The following is a 20,303-nucleotide window of genomic DNA, read 5'->3' as shown; positions in this document are numbered from 1 at the left end:
CCGGGGAAGTGTGCGGGCATCGCGCCCGGCGGCGGGGCGAGCCGGCGCAGCGCGGAGGCACGCCGACGGCGAGCGATCTCGTCGAGGATGCTCATGGTCCAGTCACGCTCCGGGGCATGGGTGGGGAGGTTCGATGCACCCTGGCCAAAGCCTACTTGTGACCATCCTGGAGGGGTGCGCCGGAGGTGGCCAGGGGCTCAACGGGCCGCGCCCACGAGCAGACCCCGCCAACTTGTGAGGACCCGCTCGGCCATCGCCTCGGCGGAGAAGGCCCGCGCGCGCTCCCGGCCGGGCACGCGGGGATCCTCCTCGCCGAGATGGGCCGCGATCGCCGCCGCCCACTCGGCGGCGTCAAACTCGCCGCAGTGGCAGCCGTCCAGCCCTTGGAGCGCGGCCGGGGCGACACCGTGGGGTGTCGACAGCACCGGCACGTCGCAGGCGAGCGCCTCCAGGCAGGCGAGGCCGAACCCCTCTCGGTCAGAGGGAATGACGACGACGTTGGCCGCATTGACGTACAGCGGCACCCGCTCGGGCGCGACGTCGCCGAGGCTCAACAGGCGGACGGAGGCGGCGCGCTCGGCCGGCAGGCGCGCTCGAGCCCCGGCAAGGGCCGCCTCGGCAAGGTCAAAGCGCTTCTCGGGGCGTGCCGGGGCGGCGGGAAACAGGACACACGGCACCTCGGGCGCAAGCCCGAGTGCATGCCGGGCCTCGGCCCGCGCCAGCGGCCCAAACCGTGTGAGGTCGACGCCGCAGGGGAGAACCTGGACGCCGCCGCGGGCCGCCCACGGCGGCACCTGACCTCCCAGCTCGGCCGACACGACCCCGACGAGATCGAGCCACGGCAGCGCCGCCCGGGTGATCGCCGCCGAGCGGGGGTGGGCGAGGTCGCTGCCGTGCAGCGTCACCGCCCGAACCCGGGCGGGCACCGCGAGCGCCGGCCACGCCGACAGGCCGAAGTGGGCGTGGACGACGTCAAACCGGCGCGCGTGGAAGCGGCGGCGGGCAACGGCGGCGGCCCGCAGGTAGCGGCTCGGGGAGCCGCCCGGAAAGGCGAACACCTCGACGTCGACATCATCGAGACGGGCGAGCGCATCGACCTGGTCGGCGACGAAGCGCCCGAACGCGGGCCGGGCGGGGCTCGGAAACATGTTCGTCACCACGAGGGCGTTGAGCGGGGACGGCGGGGACACCTGACACCATCAAACCAGCATGGTCAGTCCCACCAGTCCCATCGGCGTGTTCGACTCCGGCGTCGGTGGCCTCACCGTCCTCCATGAGCTGCTCGTCAGTCTGCCGAGTGAGGACTACGTCTACCTCGGAGACACCGCCCGTTTCCCCTACGGAGAGCGGACTCAGGCCGAGCTGAAGGTGTTCGCGGCGCAGATCGCCGACCATCTGCTCGCCGCGGGCGCGAAGCTGCTCGTGATCGCCTGCAACGCCGCGAGCTCGGCGGCGCTGCACTCGCTCCAGAACCACCTGCAGAGCATCGGCAGCGACGTCGACGTGATCGGGGTGATCGCCCCGGCCACACAGCTCGCCGTCGCCGGCTCCCGGAGCGGCCGGATCGGCGTGCTCGCCACGCGGGCGACCGTCCTCTCCGGCGCGTATGCGACCGCGGTCGCCGCCGCGGACCCTCACGTCCACCTTGAGAGCGTCGCCTGCCCCGACCTCGCCCCGGCGATCCAGAGCGGCTTTCCCTTCGATGAGGCGCTCGTCGAGATGATCCGCGGCTACTGCGCCCCGCTGACCGAGGCGGAGGTCGACACCGTGATCCTCGGCTGCACCCACTACCCGCTCGTCGCCCCGATGCTTCAGCGCGCGCTCGGCCGGGGTGTCAGCCTCGTCAGCTCCGGAGCCGGGGTCGCGCGGTCGGTCGAACGCGCCCTCGCCGCCCGTCAGCGACTCAATCCGCGCCCCGGAGAGGGCAGCTACCGCTTCCAGTGCACCGCCGCGCCCGACCGCTTCCGGGAGGTTGGGGTCCGCTTCCTCCAGCTCCCCTTCGGTGCGGTCGAGCTCGTCAACGTGGCACCGGTGGATATGGTGGCGCCATGACCGCTCGCCGTGACGGCCGCGCCGCCGACCAACCCCGTCCGATCAGCATCGAACCGGGCTTTGTGCGCACGGCCACCGGCTCGGCCCTGATCAGCGTCGGGGAGACGCGGGTGATCTGCACCGCCTCGGTGCAGGAGAGCGTGCCCGGCTGGATGCGCGGGCGTGGCCGCGGCTGGGTCACCGCGGAATACGGGATGCTGCCCGCGTCGACGGGCGAGCGCAAACCGCGTGAGATCACCCGCGGACGGGCGGACGGGCGCGGGGTGGAGATCCAGCGCCTGATCGGACGTTCCCTGCGGGGTGTCGTCGACTTCGGCCGGCTCGGGGAACGCACGATCTACATCGACTGTGATGTCCTCCAGGCCGACGGCGGTACGCGCTGTGCCGCGATCACCGGCGGTATGGTCGCCCTCCGTCTCGCGGTCGCCGACCTGCTCGGCCGGGGCCTGCTCGAGCACAGCCCGCTCATCGGCTCGGTGGCGGCGATCTCCGCCGGCGTCGTCGACGGGGTGCCGCTGCTCGACCTCGACTACAGCGAGGACTCCCGGGCCGAGGTCGACGCCAACGTCGTGATGACCGCAGACGGTGGGCTCGTCGAGGTGCAGGCGACCGCCGAAGGGACCCCGCTGTCGCGGACCCACCTCGACGACCTGCTCGCCCTCGCCGAGGTCGGTGTCGCCCGGCTGCGTGTGGCCCAGGACGGGGCGGCCCCGGCGGCGGCCTGACGGCGATGTCCGCTCCGGTTGTCCTCGCGACGCGGAACGCCCACAAGCTCGCGGAGGTCGGGCGGATCCTCGCGCCCTACGGCCTTGCGGTGACGGCACTCCCGGCAGAGGTCGTCCTCGGCCCCGAGGACGGCGATACCTATGCGGCGAACGCGCTCGGGAAGGCGAGGGTGGCCGCCGTCGCCCTCGGGGTGGCTGTGATCGCCGACGACTCCGGGATCGAGGCGGCCGCGCTCGCTGGCCGCCCGGGGGTGCACTCGGCCCGCTTTGCCGGTGAGACGGCCACGGACGCGGACAATCTCGCGCTCCTGATCGGGTCGGTCCCCGCCGGCAGTCCGCTTCGCTACGTCTGCTGGGTCGCCTGGGTCGCCCCGGACGGGGAGGAGGCCCTCTTCTCCGGCGTCTGCGACGGAACGCTGCTCGTGCCCCCACGGGGGGAGGGCGGGTTCGGCTATGACCCCGCGTTCCTGCCTGACCGGGACGGGGTGCACGCGGACGCCACGGGGCGCTCGATGGCCGAACTGAGCGAGGCTGAGAAGGACCGGATCAGCCACCGGGGTGAGGCGGTCCGCGCCTTCGCTCGCTGGCAGGTCGCCCGCAGCGTGGACCCGCCGCGATGAAGCAGCGGACGGCGGTCCTCTCGGTCGTCTCCAACGCGACGCTGATCCTGCTCAAGGTCGTGGCTGGGACCCTCACCGGCTCGGTCGCGATTCTCACCGAGGCGATCCATTCAAGCGTCGATCTCGTCGCATCGATCGTCGCCGTCCTGTCGATCCGCGTCGCCGAGGAGCCGGCTGACCGGGAGCACGCCTACGGGCACGACAAGGTCGAGAACCTCGCCGCGGCGATTGAGGCGGTGCTGATCCTGCTCGGTTCGGCGCTGATCGCCTTCGCCGCGCTGCGACGGTTGATCCGGGGCGGCTCCGACCACGACTACGGCGTCGGGATCGCGGTGCTCGTCATCTCCGCCGTCGTCAACCTCGTCGTCTCCACCCTCGTCGCTCGTGGTGGACGGGTGACCGGATCTCCCGCCCTCGAGGGTGACGCCGCCCACCTGCGCACCGATGCGCTCAGCACGCTCGGTGTCCTCGCCGCCCTCGTCCTCGTCGATCTCACCGGCGCCCAGTGGATCGATCCGGTCGCCGCGCTGATCGTCGCGGCGGTCATCGTCATCACCGGCCTGCGGCTGCTCGCCCGGGCGGGTCAGGTCCTCGTCGACCAGTCCCTGCCAGCCGATGCGGTCACCCGCGTGGAGGCGGAGATCGCGGGCTTCGCCGAGCGCGGCGTCGTCGGGTTTCACGCCCTGCGAACCCGGTCGGCCGGTTCCCGCCGCTACGTGGACGTGCACATCCAATTCCGGTCCGGCACCTCCCTCGAGGACGCCCACCGGGTCGCCCACGAGCTGCAGGATCAGGTCACCACCGCCCTCGGCGGCGCCGACGTGCTCATCCACATCGAGCCGGCCGACCGGGTCCGACCCGGCCAGCAGCTCAAAACGCGTTGATCGCCGCCGCGAGCGCGATCACGAGCGTGACGATCGCGTACCCGAGGTAGGCTTCAGCGAGCAGGATGAGCCCGGCGGCGAAGAACAGGGCGGCACAGACGGACCAGGAGATGCGCGCGAGGTTCACGCCGACCATTGTTCTCCCCAGCCCGGTCGCTGCGCCGTCACGTCGCGCCCGGGCCGGGTCGGGGCCGCTCCCTCGGAGCCTCGTCCCGCGTTCCGGGGGGTGTCGGGGAGGCCCGTCACGGGCACAAAAGCACTCAGACCATCCGGAAACCGTGTTAGCTTCGGCCATTCCTACGATCCCAGAGGAGCAGAACAAGTGACGAAAGCGGAGTTCATCGACCAGGTTGCGGACCGCGCAGGGTTGACGAAGAAGGACGCGGCGGACGCGGTCGATGCGGTCCTGGAGACGATCGAGGAGGCGCTCAAGCGCGGCAGCGAAGTGAGCTTCTCGGGCTTTGGCAAGTTCAGCGTCTCCAAGCGCGACGCGCGGGAGGGCCGCAACCCGGCGACTGGAGAGAAGATTCAGATCGCCGCCTCGAACGTGCCGAAGTTCACCGCGGGAGCGGCCCTCAAGAAGGCCGTCAACTAGGCACCGCATGTGACCAGGGTCGCGGAGGTGACGACAACGACCTTCGGCGACCGTTTGACCGAGCACGTCCGGCGGCGTCAGTCTCAGATCGTGCTCGGCCTGGATCCCGATCCGGCGCGGCTGTGGCCGCGTGCGGTGGCGCTGACCGGCGGGCCCGGACGTCCGGGCCCGCCGGCTCAGCAGGCGGCGGATGCGGTCGCCCGTCACTGTCGGCTCGTGATCGCCGCCGTCGCCGATCACTGCGTCGCGGTCAAGCCCCAGGTCGCCTGCTTCGAACGACTCGGAGCGCCGGGCTGGGAGGCGCTCGCGGCGACCGTCGAGGCGGCTCGGGAGGCGGGTCTGCTCGTGATCGCGGACGCCAAGCGCGGCGACATCGACGTCAGCGCCGCCGCGTATGCCCAGGCCTACTTCGGGGCGACTCCGACGCCATACGGGCCGGTGCCGGGCCTCGGGGTGGACGCGCTGACGGTCAACCCGTACCTCGGCGTCGACGCGCTCGAACCGTTCCTGAGCACCGCCCGGGCCGCCTCCGCCGGCCTGTTCGTCCTCGCACGGACCTCAAACCCGGGGGCGGCCGACCTCCAGGAGCTGCCGCTCATCGCCGGGGGCACCGTCGCCGAGCGGGTCGCCCGCTTACTCGACGGCTTCGGAGCCGGCGGAGTGGGCGCCAGTGGCCTCTCCGACGTCGGCGCAGTCGTCGGAGCCACCGCACCGCACCGGATCGCCGCGCTGCGGGCGCTGATGCCGCGGACGCCTTTCCTGCTGCCGGGTATCGGGCGCCAGGGCGGCCGCATCGAGGATCTCGCCCCGGTGTTCGCCCCCGGGCCGGCCGGCGGCCTCGCGTCGCTCTCGCGCTCACTCGTTGACGCGTCCGCCGAGCGCGGTGGGGACCCGGCCGACGCGGCGGCCCGTGAGGCCGAACGCGTCCGCGCGCTCGCCTGGTCGCTCGCCGTCGACCATGCCTGAGCGGCCCTGCCCCACCGTCGGCCCGGGAAGTGGTGAGGGCTCGCCAGGCGGATGAGGACCGTCTACGCTGGGTCGCGCTCGCCGTCCCTTCCGGCGGACGCGAGCGGAAACTGGAGGCGAGATGATCATCACCGTCACTCTCAACCTGGCCCTGGACCGGACGCTCGAGGTACCCACCTTCACCCCCGGGCGGCGTCACCGCACCGTCGGCCAGGTGACGATGCCCGGCGGCAAGGGCGTCAACGTCGCGCGCGCGCTCAAAGCCCTCGGCCAGCCGGTGATCGCCTGCGGGCTCTGTGGCGGGGCGACCGGTACCCGGATCGTTGAAGCGCTCAACGACGAGTCGATCCTCACCTCGTTCCTGCGCATCCGCGAGGAGTCCCGCACCAACACGGCCGTGCTCGACCCCACCACCGGTCTGCATACCGAGATCAACGAGCGTGGGCCGTCGGTGTCGGCGCACGAGTTCGAGCTGTTCCGGGAGAAGCTCATCTACCTCGCCGCGGGCGCCTCGATCGTCGTCTTCGCCGGCAGCCTGCCGCGCGGGCTCGATGCGGACGCGTACGCGACCCTCGTCCGGGACGTCAAGAAGCTCGGGGTGACGACGATCATCGACACCGACGGGGAGCAGCTCCGTCACGCCGCCAAAGCTGAGCCGACCGTCGTCTCCCCGAACGAGTTGGAGGCCGAGGAGCTCGTCGGTCGGGAGTTCAACGACGCCGACGATCGCGCCCACGCGGTCGCTGAGATCGTCAGCCTCGGGCCGGCGGAGGCGATCATGACCGTGCCGGACGGCTGCTATGCCCAGGTGCGCGAGGAGAACGAGCTGGCGATCTACCGCGCGATGATCCCTCCGCTCGAGGCGGTCTCCCCGATCGGCTCGGGCGATGCCTTCCTGGGCGGCTACGTCGCCGCCCGTTACCTCGGACGCGAGCCCGCCGACTGCCTCCGTCACGGGGTCGCCTGTGGGGCTGAATCGACCCAGCACGTCGGCGCAGGAGTGCTCGACCCGGCCCGGGTGGAGCGGCTCGCGGATGCCGTTGAGGTGACCCGCCTCGCCCTCGGCGACCGGGTCTTCTAGGCGGCTCCGGAGCCCGGGCTCCGGCCGCTCCCGCTGCTAAATTGAGCCATCAATCGCTGGTTGCCGCCACGCGCCGCATCGCCGCTCCCGCCGCTGAAAGAGGGGTTCCTCCATGCCGTCCACCCACTGCCCTACCCTCCGCTGATGGAAGTCGAGATCGGACGCGGGAAGAAGGCCCGCCGGGCCTACGGATTCGATGACATCGCGATCGTTCCGTCGCGACGGACCCGGGACCCCGACGACGTCGACATCAGCTGGACCCTTGGTCCCTACCGGTTCGAACTGCCGCTGCTCGGGGCTGCCCTCGACGGCGTGGTCAACCCGACGACCGCCGGGGTGATCGGCAAGCTCGGCGGGCTCGCGGTGATGAACCTCGAGGGGATCCAGACCCGCTATGAGGACGCCGACGCGATTCTCGAGCGGATCTCGACCTACTCCAAGGACATCGCCACCCGTGAGCTGCAGGACATCTACCAGGAGCCGATCCAGCCGGAGTTGATCGCCCAGCGGATCAAGGAGATCAAGGCCCAGGGGGTCGTCGCCGCCGCCTCCCTCACCCCGCAGAAGGTCAAGCGCTACTACGAGGTGGCGCTCGAGGCCGGTCTCGACATCCTCGTCATCCAGGGGACGGTCGTCTCAGCTGAGCACGTCTCCAAGGACGAGAGCCGACCGCCGCTCAACCTCAAGGAGTTCATTCGCGAGCTCGACGTTCCCGTCGTCGTCGGCGGCTGTGCGACCTACCCGGCCGGCCTCCATTTGATGCGGACGGGCGCGGCCGGGGTGCTCGTCGGCGTCGGCCCCGGTGCGATCTGCACGACCCGCGGGGTGCTCGGACTCGGCGTGCCTCAGGCGACCGCGATCGCCGACGTCGCCGCCGCCCGCTCCCAGCACATGCTCGAGACCGGCGACTATGTGCGCGTGATCGCCGACGGCGGGATGCGCAACGGCGGTGACATCGCCAAGGCGATCGCCTGCGGGGCGGACGCGGTGATGCTCGGCTCCGCGCTCGCCCGGGCCTACGAGGCGCCGGGCCGTGGTTTCAACTGGGGGATGGCGACCTTCCACCCGACGCTACCCCGGGGGACGCGGGTCTCGACCCGGCAGAACGGAAGCCTCGAGGAGATCCTCACCGGGCCCGCCCACGAAAACGACGGCACGTTCAACCTGATGGGTGCGCTGCGCACGTCGATGGCGACCTGCGGTTACCGGGACATCGCCGAGTTCAACCGCGCCGAGCTGCTCGTCGCGCCCGCGCTGCAGACCGAAGGCAAGCATCTGCAACGGGACCAGGGGGTCGGCATGGGTGCGCGGGGTGGAGCTCAGACGGTTGGCGTCACTGACTGATCGCTCCGCGGCCTCGGCCGCGGAGCCGGCCGAGGCCAACAGCGTCGTCGTCCTCGACTACGGAGGCCAGTACTCGCAGCTGATCGCCCGCCGGGTGCGGGAGTGCGGGGTCTTCTCGACCCTGCTGCCCCACCACGTCGACGTCGCGGAGGTCGCCGCCCTCCACCCGCGTGGGCTGATCCTCTCCGGTGGTCCCGCCTCCGTCTACGCGGACGGGGCGCCGGTGCTCGACCCCGCCCTGCTCGAGCTCGGGGTTCCCGTGCTCGGCATCTGCTACGGCATGCAGCTGCTCGCGCTCGAGCTGGGCGGGCGCGTCGAGGGCGCCGAGGTCGGCGAGTTCGGGCGCTCACAGCTGAGCGTCGGGGTCTCCGGTCGGCTGCTCGCTCACACCCCCGAGCAGCAGACCTGCTGGATGTCGCACCGAGACACCGTCTTCGCCGCTCCGCCCGGGTTCACCGCGCTCGCCTCCTCGACCGCCTCTCCGGTTGCTGCCTTCGAATCCCTCGAGCGCCAGATCTACGGCATCCAGTTCCACCCCGAGGTCGTCCACACGCCCTACGGTCAGCAGGTCCTGGAGAACTTCCTCACCGACATCTGCCGCTGTGACGGGTCGTGGAGTGCGGCGAGCGTGATCGAGGAGCAGGTCGCCCGGATTCGCGCGCAGATCGGCGAGAACGGACGCGCGATCTGCGGGCTGTCGGGCGGCGTCGACTCGACGGTCGCGGCACTGCTCGTCCACCGGGCGATCGGCGACCGGCTCACCTGCGTGTTCGTTGACGGCGGCCTGATGCGCAAGAATGAGGGCGAGCAGGTCGTCAGCGCCTTCCGCGATCACTTCCATGTCCCGCTGATCGCCGTCGACGCCCAGGAGCGCTTCCTCGGCCGGCTCGTCGGGATCAGCGACCCAGAGGCCAAGCGCAAAGTGATCGGCAACGAGTTCATCCGTGTCTTTGAGGAGGAGGCGGCCAAGCTCGAGAACGCCCGCTTTCTCGTTCAGGGCACGCTCTACTCGGACGTGATCGAATCCGGAGGCGGGCACGGGACCGCGGTGATCAAGTCCCATCACAACGTCGGGGGTCTGCCCGCCGACCTCGACTTCGAGCTCGTCGAGCCGCTGCGAACCCTGTTCAAGGATGAGGTACGGGCGGTCGGCGCCGAGCTCGGCCTGCCCGAGCGGTTCGTCTGGCGCCAGCCGTTTCCCGGGCCGGGCCTGGCGATCCGCATCGTCGGCGGCGAGGTCACCCGGGAACGGCTCAACATCCTGCGTGAGGCGGACGCCATCCTCCAGGAGGAGATCCGCGGCGCCGGCCTCTACCGGGACCTGTGGCAGTCCTTCTGCGTCCTGCCGGATATCCGCACCGTCGGTGTCCAGGGGGATGAGCGGACCTACGGCAACGTGATCGTTGTCCGGGCCGTCACCTCCGATGACGCGATGACCGCCGACTGGGCGCGCCTGCCCTATGACCTGCTCGAACAGATCTCACGGCGGCTGATCAACGAGATCCGGCCGGTCGGCCGCGTCGTGCTTGACATCACCTCCAAACCGCCCGGAACGATCGAGTGGGAATGACCCCGCGGATGCACCCGCGGGCCCGCTATCATCGTGCTCCTGCCGCGCCGGTTCGCGCGGCCTTTTTCACGCCATGAAGACTTACGTAGCCAAACCCACCGACCGCGAGCGCAACTGGCTCCTGGTTGACGCGACGGGCCTCACGCTCGGTCGCCTGTCGACGCAGATCGCTGACGCCCTCCGTGGCAAGCGCAAGCCGACCTACACCCCGCACATCGACACCGGCGACTTCGTCATCGTCGTCAACGCCGAGAAGATCGCGGTGACCGGAAACAAGCTCGAGGACAAGCTGTATTACCGCCACTCGGGCTACCCGGGCGGGCTGAAGTCGCGCACGCTCGCCGAGCAGCTCGACCGCCAGCCCGAAGAGGTCATCCGCAAAGCGGTCAAGGGGATGCTGCCGCGTAACCGGCTCGCCCGCAAGCAGCTGACCAAACTGAAGATCTACGCCGGGCCCGAGCACCCGCACGCCGCCCAGCAGCCCGTTCCGATGGAGATTCATTCGTGACCGACGAGAACCTGACCCCGGACGAGGAGACCCCGTCCCCCGCGCCCGACGCCCCGGCTGAGGCCGCCGCGGAGACGCCCGCCGCCGACGCCCCCGCGCCCGCCGCCGAGGAGACGCCCGCCGCCCCCGAGGAGACGCCCGCGCCCGCCGCCCCCGCGCCCGCCGCCGAGGTCGAGTACATCGACGAGGACGAGACCCCCCGGGTGAAACCGGCGATCCCGGGCATGGATCTCATCCCGGACCTCGTCACCGACGGTGACCAGTACCTTGACGCCGAGGCCCGCGCCGCCGCGGAGGCGGAGGCCGAAGAGGCCGCCGCCCGCGCCGCCGCCGCCGCCGAGATCGACGCTGAGGCCACGCCGATCACCGACGCCGCGATCGACCTCGCCGCCGGCGCTCGCTACACCGCCACCGGTAAGCGCAAGACGGCCGTCGCCCGCGTCATCCTCAAGCCGGGAACGGGCGAATATCTGATCAACGGCAAGCCGCTCGACGTGTTCTTTCCGCGTGCGACCTTGGGCCGGATCATCCGCCAGCCGCTTGAGACGGTCGGGTACGAGAACCGGATGGACGTTATCGCCCGCATGCACGGCGGCGGGGTGGCCGCCCAGGCGGGCGCACTGCGGCACGGCATCGCCCGGGCGCTGCTCGAGGCCGATCCGAACCTGCGCGGTGAGCTCAAGCGCCGCGGTTTCCTCACCCGTGACCCGCGCGTGAAGGAACGCAAGAAGGCCGGTCTCAAGAAGGCCCGTAAGCGGCCGCAGTTCTCCAAGCGCTGACCGGTCCCGGAACGACGGCGCCGCAGCGCGGCAGCACAGCGATGGTCCGCCAACTGTTCGGTACCGACGGAGTCCGGGGTGTCGCGGGCGAGTTCCTCACCGCGGAGCTCGCTCTCTCGCTCGCCCGGGCGGCGGTGCGACTCTCCCCCGAACCGCGCCCGCGGGTACTCATCGTCCGCGACACCCGGGAGTCGGGGGAGATGCTCGAGGCGGCGCTCGCCGCCGGGGTGACCGCCGCCGGGGGGGACGCCTACCTCGCCGGGGTGCTGCCGACCCCGGCCGCCCCGCTGCTTCTGCGCCGTCACGACTTCCATCTCGCGGCGGTCATCTCCGCCTCCCACAACCCGTATGAGGACAACGGGATCAAGCTGTTCGGTCCCGACGGCTTCAAGCTCGACGATGACACCGAGGTCGCGATTGAGGCGGTGATGATGGCCCCGCACCCCGACGGGGGCCGCCGCCCTGCCCGGATCGGCCGCGTGCGGACCTTTCACGGTGCCCTCGAGGACTACCTGCGCGAACTGCACACCCGGTTCGGTGCGCTCGACCTCGGCGGGCAGCGGATCCTGCTCGACTGTGCGCACGGGGCGACCTACCGGGCGGCCCCGGAGATCTTCCGCCGCCTCGGGGCCGAGGTGACTGTGCTCTGTGACCGTCCGGACGGGCAGAACATCAACGCCGGTTGTGGATCGACCCATCTCGGCCGGCTCACCGAGGCGCTCGGGACCGGCGATTCGACGCTCGGCTTCGCCTTCGACGGGGACGGCGACCGGGTCCTCGCCGTCGACGGAGCGGGGATCACCGTCGACGGCGACGAGCTGATCGCCCTCGCCGCCCGGCACCTGAAGGCGGCGGGAGCGCTGTGGGGGGACGGCGTCGCCGTGACGGTGATGACCAACTACGGCTTCCAGGCGGCGATGGCCGACGCCGGGATCGAGGTCGCCCAGACGGCGGTCGGCGACCGCTACGTCCTCGACGAGCTGCGCCGGCGGGGCTGGCGCCTCGGCGGCGAGCAGTCCGGGCACATCATCGACCTCGCGTTCGCCCCCGGGGGCGACGGGATCGCCAGCGCCCTGCTCATCCTCGAGGCCCTCGGCGGGGCCGACCTCCGCGACCGCGATGCGATGGAGAAGCTACCCCAGCGGCTCGTCAACCTCCGCGCCGGCGATCGCTCTGCGCTCACCGCGGCGCTCGGTGCCCCCGCGGTGATCGCCGCGATCGCCGCGGCCGACTCCGAGCTCGCCGGTCGTGGCCGGGTGCTCGTCCGGGCGAGCGGCACCGAACCGCTCGTGCGGGTGATGGTCGAGGCCCCGACGGTCAGTGAGACCGACGCCCACTGCGCCGAGATCGCGGCCGCCGTCGAGGCTGCGCTCACCGGCCCGCCCGGCTGACGGATACCGAGTCGCGGCCGAGGCGGGAAAGCCGGGCCCGGCCGCGCAGATAACATCAGCAGCCCTCCCGCTCAGAGATCAAGGAGTTGCCCGCAGATGTGCGGAATCGTCGGATACGTCGGACCCCAGGAGGCCCGGGCCCTGCTGATGGCCGGCCTCGAGAAGCTCGAGTACCGCGGCTATGACTCGGCCGGGATCTCGGTCATCGACGGGGACCGGATCGACGCCGTTCGCGCCGTCGGCAACCTCAGCGCCCTCCGGACCGCCCTGGCGGAGCGCGGCACCGTCACTCGGGAGACCGCGAGCTCGGAGACGGGCTCCTTCACCGCGATCTCCCTCACCGATCTGGACGCAGACCCCGTATCCGGCGCTGGGGAGCCGCCCGCACCTCCGCACGGCACCGGCATCGGGCATACCCGCTGGGCCACCCACGGCGGGGTGACCGAGGCCAACGCGCACCCCCACTACGACAGCGCCGACCGGATCCATATCGTCCTCAACGGAATCGTCGAGAACTACGTCGCGCTGAAGGCCCGGCTGATCGCCGATCCGATCCGCCCAGCCCGGTTCACCTCCGAGACCGATGCGGAGGTGATCGCCCACCTGATCGCGCTCCACTACAGGCCCGGCGGTCTCCTCGACGCCGTTCGCGCGACCTACCGTGAACTGGAGGGCCACTTCAGCTTCGTCGCGATGAGCGTCGATGAGCCCGGCCGGCTCGTCGGCGTCCGCAAGGAGTGCCCGCTGATCGTCGGCCGCGGTGACGGGGAGACCTTCATCGGCTCCGCGGTCCCCGCGTTCATGGCCCACACCCGCCACGTCCAGTACATGAACGACGATGAGATCGTCGTCATCACTGCCGAGGGCGCCGCCTTTTCGACCGTCGCCGGGGAGCCGCTCACGCGGGAGATCTCGGTGATCGACTGGGACCCCGAGACGGCGGAGAAGCAGGGGTATGAGACGTTCATGCTCAAGGAGATCCACGAGCAGGCCGACGCGGTCGCCGACACGATCGGTGAGCGGGCAACCCGGACGGACGGGATCGACCTCGACTTCGAGGGGGAGATGAGCACCGCGCTGATCGCCCGCGCCCGGCGGATCGTCATCGTCGGGTGTGGCACCTCCTACCACGCCGGCCTGATCGGCCGCTACGCGATCGAGCAGTGGGCGCGGGTGCCCGTCGAGGTGGACGTCGCCTCTGAATACCGCTATCGCACCCCGATCGTCGGCCCCGACGATCTCGTCATCGGCATCTCCCAGTCGGGGGAGACGCTCGACACGCTTGCGGCGATGCGCACCGCTCGGGGCGAGGGGGCCCGTGTGCTCGCCCTCACAAACATCATGGGCAGTCAGATGACCCGGGAGGCGGACGGTGTCCTCTACACCCGGGCCGGGCTCGAGATCGGCGTCGCCGCGACGAAGACGTTCGTCGCCCAGGTCACCGCGCTGTACCTGCTCGCCCTCTCCCTCGCCGAGCAGCGTGGCACGCTCGACCGGGCCGAGCTGACCCGCCTCGTCGCCGAGATCCGGCGCCTGCCCCATCTCATCAGCCACCTGCTCGAGGCGGAGGAGGCGCACATCCGAGCGATCGCCGATCAGCTCGCCCCGGCGAACTTCTTCCTCTACATCGGCCGTCACGCCGGCGTCCCCGCGGCACTCGAGGGGGCGCTCAAGCTGAAGGAGATCTCCTACATCGCCACCGACGCCTACGCCGCCGGGGAGATGAAGCACGGGCCGATCGCCCTGCTCGATGAGTCGACCCCCGTCGTCGCCGTCGCCACCGACTCGCCGGTCCTCGCCAAGCTCATCTCCAACGTACAGGAGGTCCGGGCTCGAGGTGCGCGGGTGATCGCGGTCGCGAGCGAGGGCAACCTCACCATCGGCGGACATGCCCATGAGGTCATCCGGGTGCCCCAGACCGATCCGCTGCTCGCGCCGCTGCTCGCGGTGGTCCCCCTCCAGGTCCTCGCCTACGGGATCGCGAGGCGCCGTGGGCTCAACGTCGACCAACCCCGCAACCTCGCCAAGACGGTCACCGTCGAGTGAGCCGCCCGGACGGACCCTAGACTCGAGCGGGTGTCGCTCCCGGCCTGGCTCGAGCCCCTGCCCGACGCGCCCGCCCAGCGCGCGATCGACCGCTGGGCGATCGACACGCTCGGGATCGCCGCCGACACGCTGATGGAGCGGGCCGGCACCGCCCTCGCCCGGCTGACGGGCGCGATCGTCCCGAACGGGCGCATCGCCGTGCTCGCGGGCAAGGGCAACAACGGGGGTGACGGCCGGGTCGCTGCGCGGGCGCTGGCTGCCCACGGTCGCGAGGTGACGCTGATCGAGGTGACTGACGCTGATCCGGTCGACCTGGACCGGATCACCGGTGCCGCCGCGGTGATCGACGCCCTGCTCGGCACCGGCGCCTCCGGACCCCCGCGGCCGGCGGCCGCCGCGGCGATCGCCGCAATCAACGCGGCTGCCGACGGCGGTGCGGTGATCATCGCCGCCGACGTCCCTTCGGGCGTGGACGCAAGCAGCGGTGAGGTCGCCGCCGAGGCGGTCCGGGCCGCCCACACCGTCACCTTTCACGCCGCCGCCCCCGGCCTCTGGCTCGCGCCCGGCAAGGCCCACGCCGGGGAGGTGACGATCGTCGACATCGGCATTCCGGCGGTCGGCGCGCCGGTCCGGCTCGACACCGGACTGCTCACTGAAGCGGTCCTCGGGGAGGTCCCACGCCGGCGGGCGGACTCGACGAAGTTCACCAGTGGCCACCTCCTCGCCGTCGCCGGATCTGCCCGCTACACCGGCGCGCCTGCGCTCGTCGCCCGCGCCGCCGCCCGCGCCGGGGCCGGGTATGTCACCGTGTCGGTCCCCGCTGCGGTGCTGCCCGTGCTCGCGGCCAAGCTGCTGGAGGAGATGGTCGCCGACCGCACCGACCTCGACGACCGGTTCGACCGGGCCGACGTCGTCGTGCTCGGCCCCGGACTCGGCCGCGAGGATGACATCCCCGCGCTCGTGCGGAGGGTGAGCGCAGGCGCCGCCGGTCCGCTCGTCCTCGATGCCGACGGCCTCAACGCGCTTGGGACCGACCTCGAGGCGCTCAGCTTCCGTTCCGGCGCGACCGTGATCACCCCGCACGCCGGAGAGCTCGGGCGGCTGCTCGGCCGCCCCTCGAGTGAGATCGCCGCCCGGCGGCTCGCCTGCGCTCGGGAGGCGGCGACCCGCTCGGGTGCCGTCGTCGTGCTCAAGGGGGACGACACGATCATCACCGACGGCGTCCAGACGGCGATCAGCCCCGGCGGCGTCCCGGCGCTGGCGACCGCCGGGACGGGGGACGTGCTCGCCGGGGTGATCGGAGCCTACCTCGCCCGCGGCATGGAGCCCTTCTGCGCCGCCGCCGCCGGCGTCTACGCCCACCTTCGGGCCGGTGCGCTCGCCGCGGCCGCGGTCGGGGCTGAGGGGCTGATCGCCTCGGACGTGATCGAGCGTCTCGGGCTTGTGTTCGTCGACGGCTTCGAGCCGGAGGGTCGCTCGTGACCCTGCGTGCCGTCGCGGAGATCAACCTCGCCGCGCTCGAACGGAACGTCGCCACCCTGGCGGGCCGGATCGGGCCGTCCGTGCTGTGTGCGGTCGTCAAGGCCGACGGCTACGGCCACGGCGCCGTCGAGGTCGCCCGCGCGGCGTTGGGGGCCGGAGCGGGCGCGCTCGCGGTGGCAACCGCCGGGGAGGCACTCGCCCTCCGCGAGGCCGGGGTGGCGGGCGGCCGCCTGATCGTCCTCGGGGCACTGTCGGCACAGGAGGTCCCCGTCGCACTGGCCGCCGGCGCCGAGCTCGTTGCCTGGGATGAGCGGTTCGTTCGCGCGCTCGCCGGCCACCGCGTCGGCCTGCACGTCAAGTTCGACTCGGGGATGGGCCGCCTCGGGACCCGGGACCCGGCCGCCGTCGCCGCCGTCGCGGCGGTGATCGAGACGACCCCCGGCCCGGAGCTCGTCGGTGTCTGCACGCACTTCGCCACCAGTGACGGTGACCTCGACTTCACCCGCGCGCAGCTCGCCGCCTTCACCCCGGTCGCCGCGGGGCTCGCCCGGCCGGGAGTGACCGTCCACGCCGCCAACAGCGCGGCCGTCCTGCGCCTCCCCGCCAGCCACCTCGACATGGTCCGTACCGGGATCGCCCTCTACGGCGCCGACCCGCTGAATGAGGATCCGTCCCGGCACGGACTCGAGCCGGTGCTCAGCCTTCGCTCCTACGTCGCGGCGGTCAAGCCGGTGCGCGCCGGGGAGAGCGCCGGGTATGGCCGCCGGTTCATCGCCAGCGCCGACGGGTGGCTGGCGACCGTCCCGATCGGGTACGCCGACGGGGTCAGCCGCCGGCTCACCAACAACTGTGACGTGCTCATCAACGGGCGGCGCCACCCGCTCGTCGGCACCGTCAGCATGGACAACATCACCGTCGATCTCGGTGCGACGACGACGGTGGCCGTCGGCGACCCGGTCACCCTGATCGGTGCCGACGGCAGCGAGCGCCAGACCGTCGAGGCGCTCGCCCACCGTCTCGACACGATCAACTACGAGGTGCTTTGCGCGATCGGCGCTCGCGTGCCGCGCCATTACCATCGTGACGGGGCGGGGCTGTGAGCGGAGCGTTCCCATCCGCACCGCCACCCGGTCCCACCGGGCCGCCCGAGGCCGTGCTACGTGGGCTCGCCGGCCTCACCGACCGCGCCTGGCTCGTCGGCGGGGCGCTCCGGGACGAGCTGCTCGGCCGGGCCAGCCACGACGTCGACCTCACCGTCGACGGGGACGCCCGCTCGCTCGCGCGGGCACTCGCCCGCCGGACCGGCGCGAGCGCGTTCGGCCTCTCGGACGCCTTCGGCGCCTGGCGGGTGACCGCCCCAGACCGCGCCTGGCAGGTCGACGTCACCCCGCTGAGCGCGTCGACGCTCGAGGCGGATCTCGCCAACCGTGATCTCACCGTCAACGCGATCGCCCGACCGCTCGCCGGCGGGCCGCTCATCGACCCCTTCGGCGGGGCGGCCGACCTTGCGGCGCGGCGGCTCGTGATGGTCAGTCCGTCGGCGTTTCACGCCGACCCGCTGCGCGTCCTGCGGCTTGCCCGGATCGGCGCCGACCTCGGTTTCGAGGTCGACCCAGACACCGTCCGCGCCGCCCGTGCGGCCGCGCCCGGGCTCGCCGGCACCGCCGCCGAGCGGATCTTCGCCGAGCTCAGGCAGGTGCTCGCCGGCCGGGACCCCCACACGGGCCTCGACTACGCCGAGGGGCTCGGGGCGAGCGCGGTCGTGCTCCCAGAGCTTGTCAACCTTCACGGTGTCGAGCAGAACATCTACCACCACCGGGATGTGCACGGGCACACGCTCGAGGCGCTCGCCTACGCGGTGACGCTCACCCGCGACCCAGCCGCTGTGTTCGATGTGCCCGCCACTTCGGTCGCCGCGCTGCTCGCCGAACCGGTCGCCGAGGGGATGACCCGCGGCGAACTGCTGCGCTGGGGGGCACTGCTCCACGACATCGCCAAGCCCCAGACGCGGGCGGTGAGCCCGGAGGGCCGGGTCACCTTCTTTGGCCACGACCTCGCCGGCGCGGACCTGTCCCGGGCGATCCTCGAGCGTCTGCGGGCCTCCGAACGGGTGCGCGCCCACGTCGCCGATCTCACCCGCCACCACCTCCGCCTCGGGTTCCTCGTCCATCACCGTCCCCTCTCCGCCCGGGCTCGCTACGACTATCTCAACGCGTGTGACTCAGTCAGCGCCGACGTGACGCTGTTGTCGATCGCCGACCGGCTCGCCACCCGGGGACGCAACGCCGAGGCGGCGATCGCCGCCCACCTCGACCTCGCCCGGGAGCTGTGGCCCGCCGTGCTCGCCTACCGCGCGCAGCCACCGCGGCCCCCGATCCGAGGTGACGCGCTCGCCGCTGAGCTCGGCCGGCCCCCCGGCCCGTGGCTGGCCGAGACGCTCGCCGAGCTCACCGCCGCCCGCTACGCCGGCGAACTTGCCGACGGCAGAGCAGCGGCTGTCGCCCACGCCCGGCGCTGGCTCGCCGCGCCCGCGGCGACGTCTGCCGCGACCCCCGCGCCACCCGGCGTGGGGGGGTGAGCTCAGGCGGTGGCGCAGGCGGATCGCTCCTGTATTAGCCTCGCAGCGTGAGCGATCCCGACTGCATCTTCTGCCAGATCGTCGCGGGGGCGCTGCCGGCCCACCGTGTCCACGAGGATGAGCGCACGCTCGCGTTCATGGACATCGCCCCGGGCACCCCCGGCCACCTCCTCGTCATCCCCAAGGCACACGCCCGTGATGTCCTTGAGATCGGTGAGGGCGATCTCGGCGCGGTCGTGCTCAGCGCCCAGCGGATGGCCCGGCGGGTGAGCGAGCGGCTCGGCGCCGATGGCGTCAACCTGATCAACTCCTGCGGCGCCGCGGGCTGGCAGACGGTCTTTCACCTCCACTTCCACGTCATTCCCCGCTACGCCGGTGATCCGCTACGCCTCCCGTGGGTCCCCGAGCCGGGCGAACCGACGGAGATCGCCGCTCTCGCCGAGCGGCTCCGCTGACCCGGTTCGTGACGGCGGGCTGATACGGTAGGCGCGATTCCGCGGGGCCGGCAACCGGGGCGGGACGAGGCGAGAGAGCAGCAAAGGGGTCAGGCAACAACATGGCAACGGGAACCGTCAAATGGTTCAGCGACGACAAGGGGTTCGGTTTCATCACCCCCGACGACGGGGGACGTGACCTGTTCGTCCACTTCAGCGGCATCACCGGGGACGGCTACCGGTCACTGCCGGAGGGCGCGAAGGTCAGCTATGAGGAGGAGGCGGGGCCCAAGGGTCCCAAGGCGGTCAACGTCGCCAAGCTGTGAGCGGTGCAGGCCCGGGTCGGTGCTTCCCGCGCCGCCCGGGCCCTGCAAGCAAACGCGCAACATCGACGCGGAGCGTCGGTTTAATGAGCTGATGAGACGCTTCCCGTTGGCCGCTGTGGCCACCTCCCTGCTCGCCCTCGGCGTCCCTGCGGCGGCTGCCGCCGGAGAGGTGCAGCTCGGGCAGACGACGACGCCACTGGCTGCTCCGACCTGCCCGGCGGGCACGACCGCGGCGAACTGCACGATCCTGCTCACCCAGATGACCGGGTTGGAGACCGTCAGCGACGGAATCTTCATGCCGACCCGGGTCAAGCAGGACGGGGTCCTCACCGCCATGACCGTCGGTGTCTCCTCAGCCGCCAAGAGCTACGTGTCGGGGCTGGACAAGAGCTACGGCGGGCCGCCTCAGGCGCAGCTGACGGTGCTGCGCAGCACCGGCGCTCCGGGGCGCAACCGGTGGGAGGTGGTCGCCCAGAGCGCCCCCCAGGAGCTCGCCTCCTACCAGGGCGGGCTGTTTGAGTTTCCGCTCGGCCAGGCCCTTCCCGTCGTGCCGGGAGAGGTGATCGCCCTCAGCACCGCGACGTGGGCGCCCGTGCTGTCGATCGACCTCGCCAAGTCGAGCTTCGCCTACCGCCAGCCGCGGGTTCCCACCGCCCCGGCGGCCGGTGGCGCGGCGACCTGCACGGGGGCGGCGCCGACGCTCGCGACGCCGCTCACTATCGGCGATCAGTCAACCTATGGCTGCAGCTACACCGGCACCCGCATCGAGTACAGCGCGACGGAGATCACGACGCCGACACCGATCGCCGCCGCCGACCTCGCCCGCCGGCTGAGCGGACGTCACGCCCGGCCCCACCGGGTGAACCCGGCCTCCACTCGGGTTCGCGCGCACCGCCGGTTCCGTCGGCGCTGACGTCGCCCG

Annotated in this window: 21 protein-coding genes; 19 read left to right on the top strand and 2 right to left on the bottom strand. The window is 72.0% G+C overall.

All coding sequences use genetic code 11. The annotated features are described in order from the left end of the window. Positions 1-197: 197 nt before the first annotated feature. Positions 198-1,190 carry a glycosyltransferase gene (locus M3M55_RS13730; protein ID WP_249010063.1) on the bottom strand — a complete coding sequence of 331 codons (993 nt, stop codon included), beginning with the start codon at positions 1,188-1,190 and terminating at the stop codon, positions 198-200. Positions 1,191-1,209: 19 nt separating this feature from the next. Between M3M55_RS13730 and murI the strand changes: the two genes are divergently transcribed. From murI to M3M55_RS13710, 4 genes are read left to right on the top strand one after another with little or no spacing between them, the layout of a single operon-like run. After that, positions 1,210-2,052, top strand: coding sequence for a glutamate racemase (gene murI / locus M3M55_RS13725; protein WP_249010062.1), 843 nt, complete (start codon positions 1,210-1,212; stop codon positions 2,050-2,052). After that, positions 2,049-2,777, top strand: a complete 729-nt coding sequence (gene rph, locus M3M55_RS13720; RefSeq protein WP_249010061.1) for a ribonuclease PH — start codon at positions 2,049-2,051, stop codon at positions 2,775-2,777. Before murI ends, rph begins: the two co-directional genes overlap by 4 nt. A gap of 5 nt (positions 2,778-2,782) precedes the next feature. Beyond that, positions 2,783-3,397 (top strand): non-canonical purine NTP pyrophosphatase, encoded by a 615-nt coding sequence (locus tag M3M55_RS13715; RefSeq protein ID WP_249010060.1) that lies wholly within the window; start codon positions 2,783-2,785, stop codon positions 3,395-3,397. Beyond that, on the top strand, positions 3,394-4,281 hold the full coding sequence (locus M3M55_RS13710; protein WP_249010059.1) for a cation diffusion facilitator family transporter: 888 nt from the start codon (positions 3,394-3,396) through the stop codon (positions 4,279-4,281). Before M3M55_RS13715 ends, M3M55_RS13710 begins: the two co-directional genes overlap by 4 nt. On the opposite strand, the gene M3M55_RS13705 is transcribed toward M3M55_RS13710, so the two are convergent. After that, positions 4,268-4,408 carry a hypothetical protein gene (locus M3M55_RS13705; RefSeq protein WP_249010058.1) on the bottom strand — a complete coding sequence of 47 codons (141 nt, stop codon included), beginning with the start codon at positions 4,406-4,408 and terminating at the stop codon, positions 4,268-4,270. The two genes, M3M55_RS13710 and M3M55_RS13705, sit on opposite strands and share 14 nt — an antisense overlap. A gap of 195 nt (positions 4,409-4,603) precedes the next feature. Here M3M55_RS13705 and M3M55_RS13700 point away from each other — a divergent pair, with 195 nt between their 5' ends. From M3M55_RS13700 to M3M55_RS13630, 15 genes are all read left to right on the top strand, one after another. Next, complete coding sequence (locus M3M55_RS13700) at positions 4,604-4,876, top strand: HU family DNA-binding protein (protein ID WP_249010057.1); 273 nt, start codon at positions 4,604-4,606, stop codon at positions 4,874-4,876. A gap of 9 nt (positions 4,877-4,885) precedes the next feature. After that, the gene (gene pyrF, locus M3M55_RS13695) at positions 4,886-5,842 is read left to right on the top strand and encodes an orotidine-5'-phosphate decarboxylase (RefSeq protein WP_249010056.1); all 957 of its coding nucleotides are present in this window, start codon (positions 4,886-4,888) and stop codon (positions 5,840-5,842) included. A 121-nt stretch (positions 5,843-5,963) separates the two neighbouring features. Continuing rightward, on the top strand, positions 5,964-6,923 hold the full coding sequence (locus tag M3M55_RS13690) for a 1-phosphofructokinase family hexose kinase (RefSeq protein ID WP_249010055.1): 960 nt from the start codon (positions 5,964-5,966) through the stop codon (positions 6,921-6,923). A 141-nt stretch (positions 6,924-7,064) separates the two neighbouring features. Then, positions 7,065-8,267 carry a GuaB3 family IMP dehydrogenase-related protein gene (locus M3M55_RS13685; protein WP_371878767.1) on the top strand — a complete coding sequence of 401 codons (1,203 nt, stop codon included), beginning with the start codon at positions 7,065-7,067 and terminating at the stop codon, positions 8,265-8,267. After that, positions 8,251-9,837, top strand: a complete 1,587-nt coding sequence (gene guaA / locus M3M55_RS13680) for a glutamine-hydrolyzing GMP synthase (protein WP_249010053.1) — start codon at positions 8,251-8,253, stop codon at positions 9,835-9,837. The genes M3M55_RS13685 and guaA overlap by 17 nt, the downstream gene beginning before the upstream one ends. A gap of 73 nt (positions 9,838-9,910) precedes the next feature. After that, on the top strand, positions 9,911-10,345 hold the full coding sequence (gene rplM, locus M3M55_RS13675) for a 50S ribosomal protein L13 (RefSeq protein WP_249010052.1): 435 nt from the start codon (positions 9,911-9,913) through the stop codon (positions 10,343-10,345). Positions 10,346-10,707: 362 nt separating this feature from the next. Beyond that, positions 10,708-11,124, top strand: a complete 417-nt coding sequence (gene rpsI / locus M3M55_RS13670) for a 30S ribosomal protein S9 (RefSeq protein ID WP_371878766.1) — start codon at positions 10,708-10,710, stop codon at positions 11,122-11,124. 41 nt (positions 11,125-11,165) lie between these two features. Continuing rightward, positions 11,166-12,515, top strand: coding sequence for a phosphoglucosamine mutase (gene glmM, locus M3M55_RS13665; protein WP_249010051.1), 1,350 nt, complete (start codon positions 11,166-11,168; stop codon positions 12,513-12,515). Positions 12,516-12,611: 96 nt separating this feature from the next. Further along, a complete protein-coding gene (gene glmS, locus M3M55_RS13660) occupies positions 12,612-14,561 on the top strand; it encodes a glutamine--fructose-6-phosphate transaminase (isomerizing) (protein WP_249010050.1) in 1,950 nt (649 codons plus the stop codon). 30 nt (positions 14,562-14,591) lie between these two features. Further along, positions 14,592-16,043 carry an NAD(P)H-hydrate dehydratase gene (locus tag M3M55_RS13655; protein WP_249010049.1) on the top strand — a complete coding sequence of 484 codons (1,452 nt, stop codon included), beginning with the start codon at positions 14,592-14,594 and terminating at the stop codon, positions 16,041-16,043. After that, a complete protein-coding gene (gene alr / locus M3M55_RS13650) occupies positions 16,040-17,143 on the top strand; it encodes an alanine racemase (protein ID WP_249010048.1) in 1,104 nt (367 codons plus the stop codon). The genes M3M55_RS13655 and alr overlap by 4 nt, the downstream gene beginning before the upstream one ends. After that, positions 17,140-18,621 carry an HDIG domain-containing metalloprotein gene (locus tag M3M55_RS13645; RefSeq protein WP_249010047.1) on the top strand — a complete coding sequence of 494 codons (1,482 nt, stop codon included), beginning with the start codon at positions 17,140-17,142 and terminating at the stop codon, positions 18,619-18,621. The genes alr and M3M55_RS13645 overlap by 4 nt, the downstream gene beginning before the upstream one ends. A gap of 47 nt (positions 18,622-18,668) precedes the next feature. Next, entirely contained in the window at positions 18,669-19,076 is a 408-nt protein-coding gene (locus tag M3M55_RS13640) for an HIT family protein (RefSeq protein WP_249010046.1), read from the top strand. A 101-nt stretch (positions 19,077-19,177) separates the two neighbouring features. Beyond that, complete coding sequence (locus tag M3M55_RS13635; RefSeq protein ID WP_249010045.1) at positions 19,178-19,381, top strand: cold-shock protein; 204 nt, start codon at positions 19,178-19,180, stop codon at positions 19,379-19,381. Between the two features lie 91 nt (positions 19,382-19,472). Next, complete coding sequence (locus tag M3M55_RS13630; protein WP_249010044.1) at positions 19,473-20,294, top strand: hypothetical protein; 822 nt, start codon at positions 19,473-19,475, stop codon at positions 20,292-20,294. Positions 20,295-20,303 lie beyond the last annotated feature (9 nt).

Source organism: Conexibacter sp. DBS9H8, from assembly GCF_023330685.1.
Classification (GTDB): Bacteria; Actinomycetota; Thermoleophilia; order Solirubrobacterales; family Solirubrobacteraceae; genus Palsa-465.
Note: the sequence above shows the minus strand (reverse complement) of the source record. Positions and strands in the feature narration are given on the sequence as shown.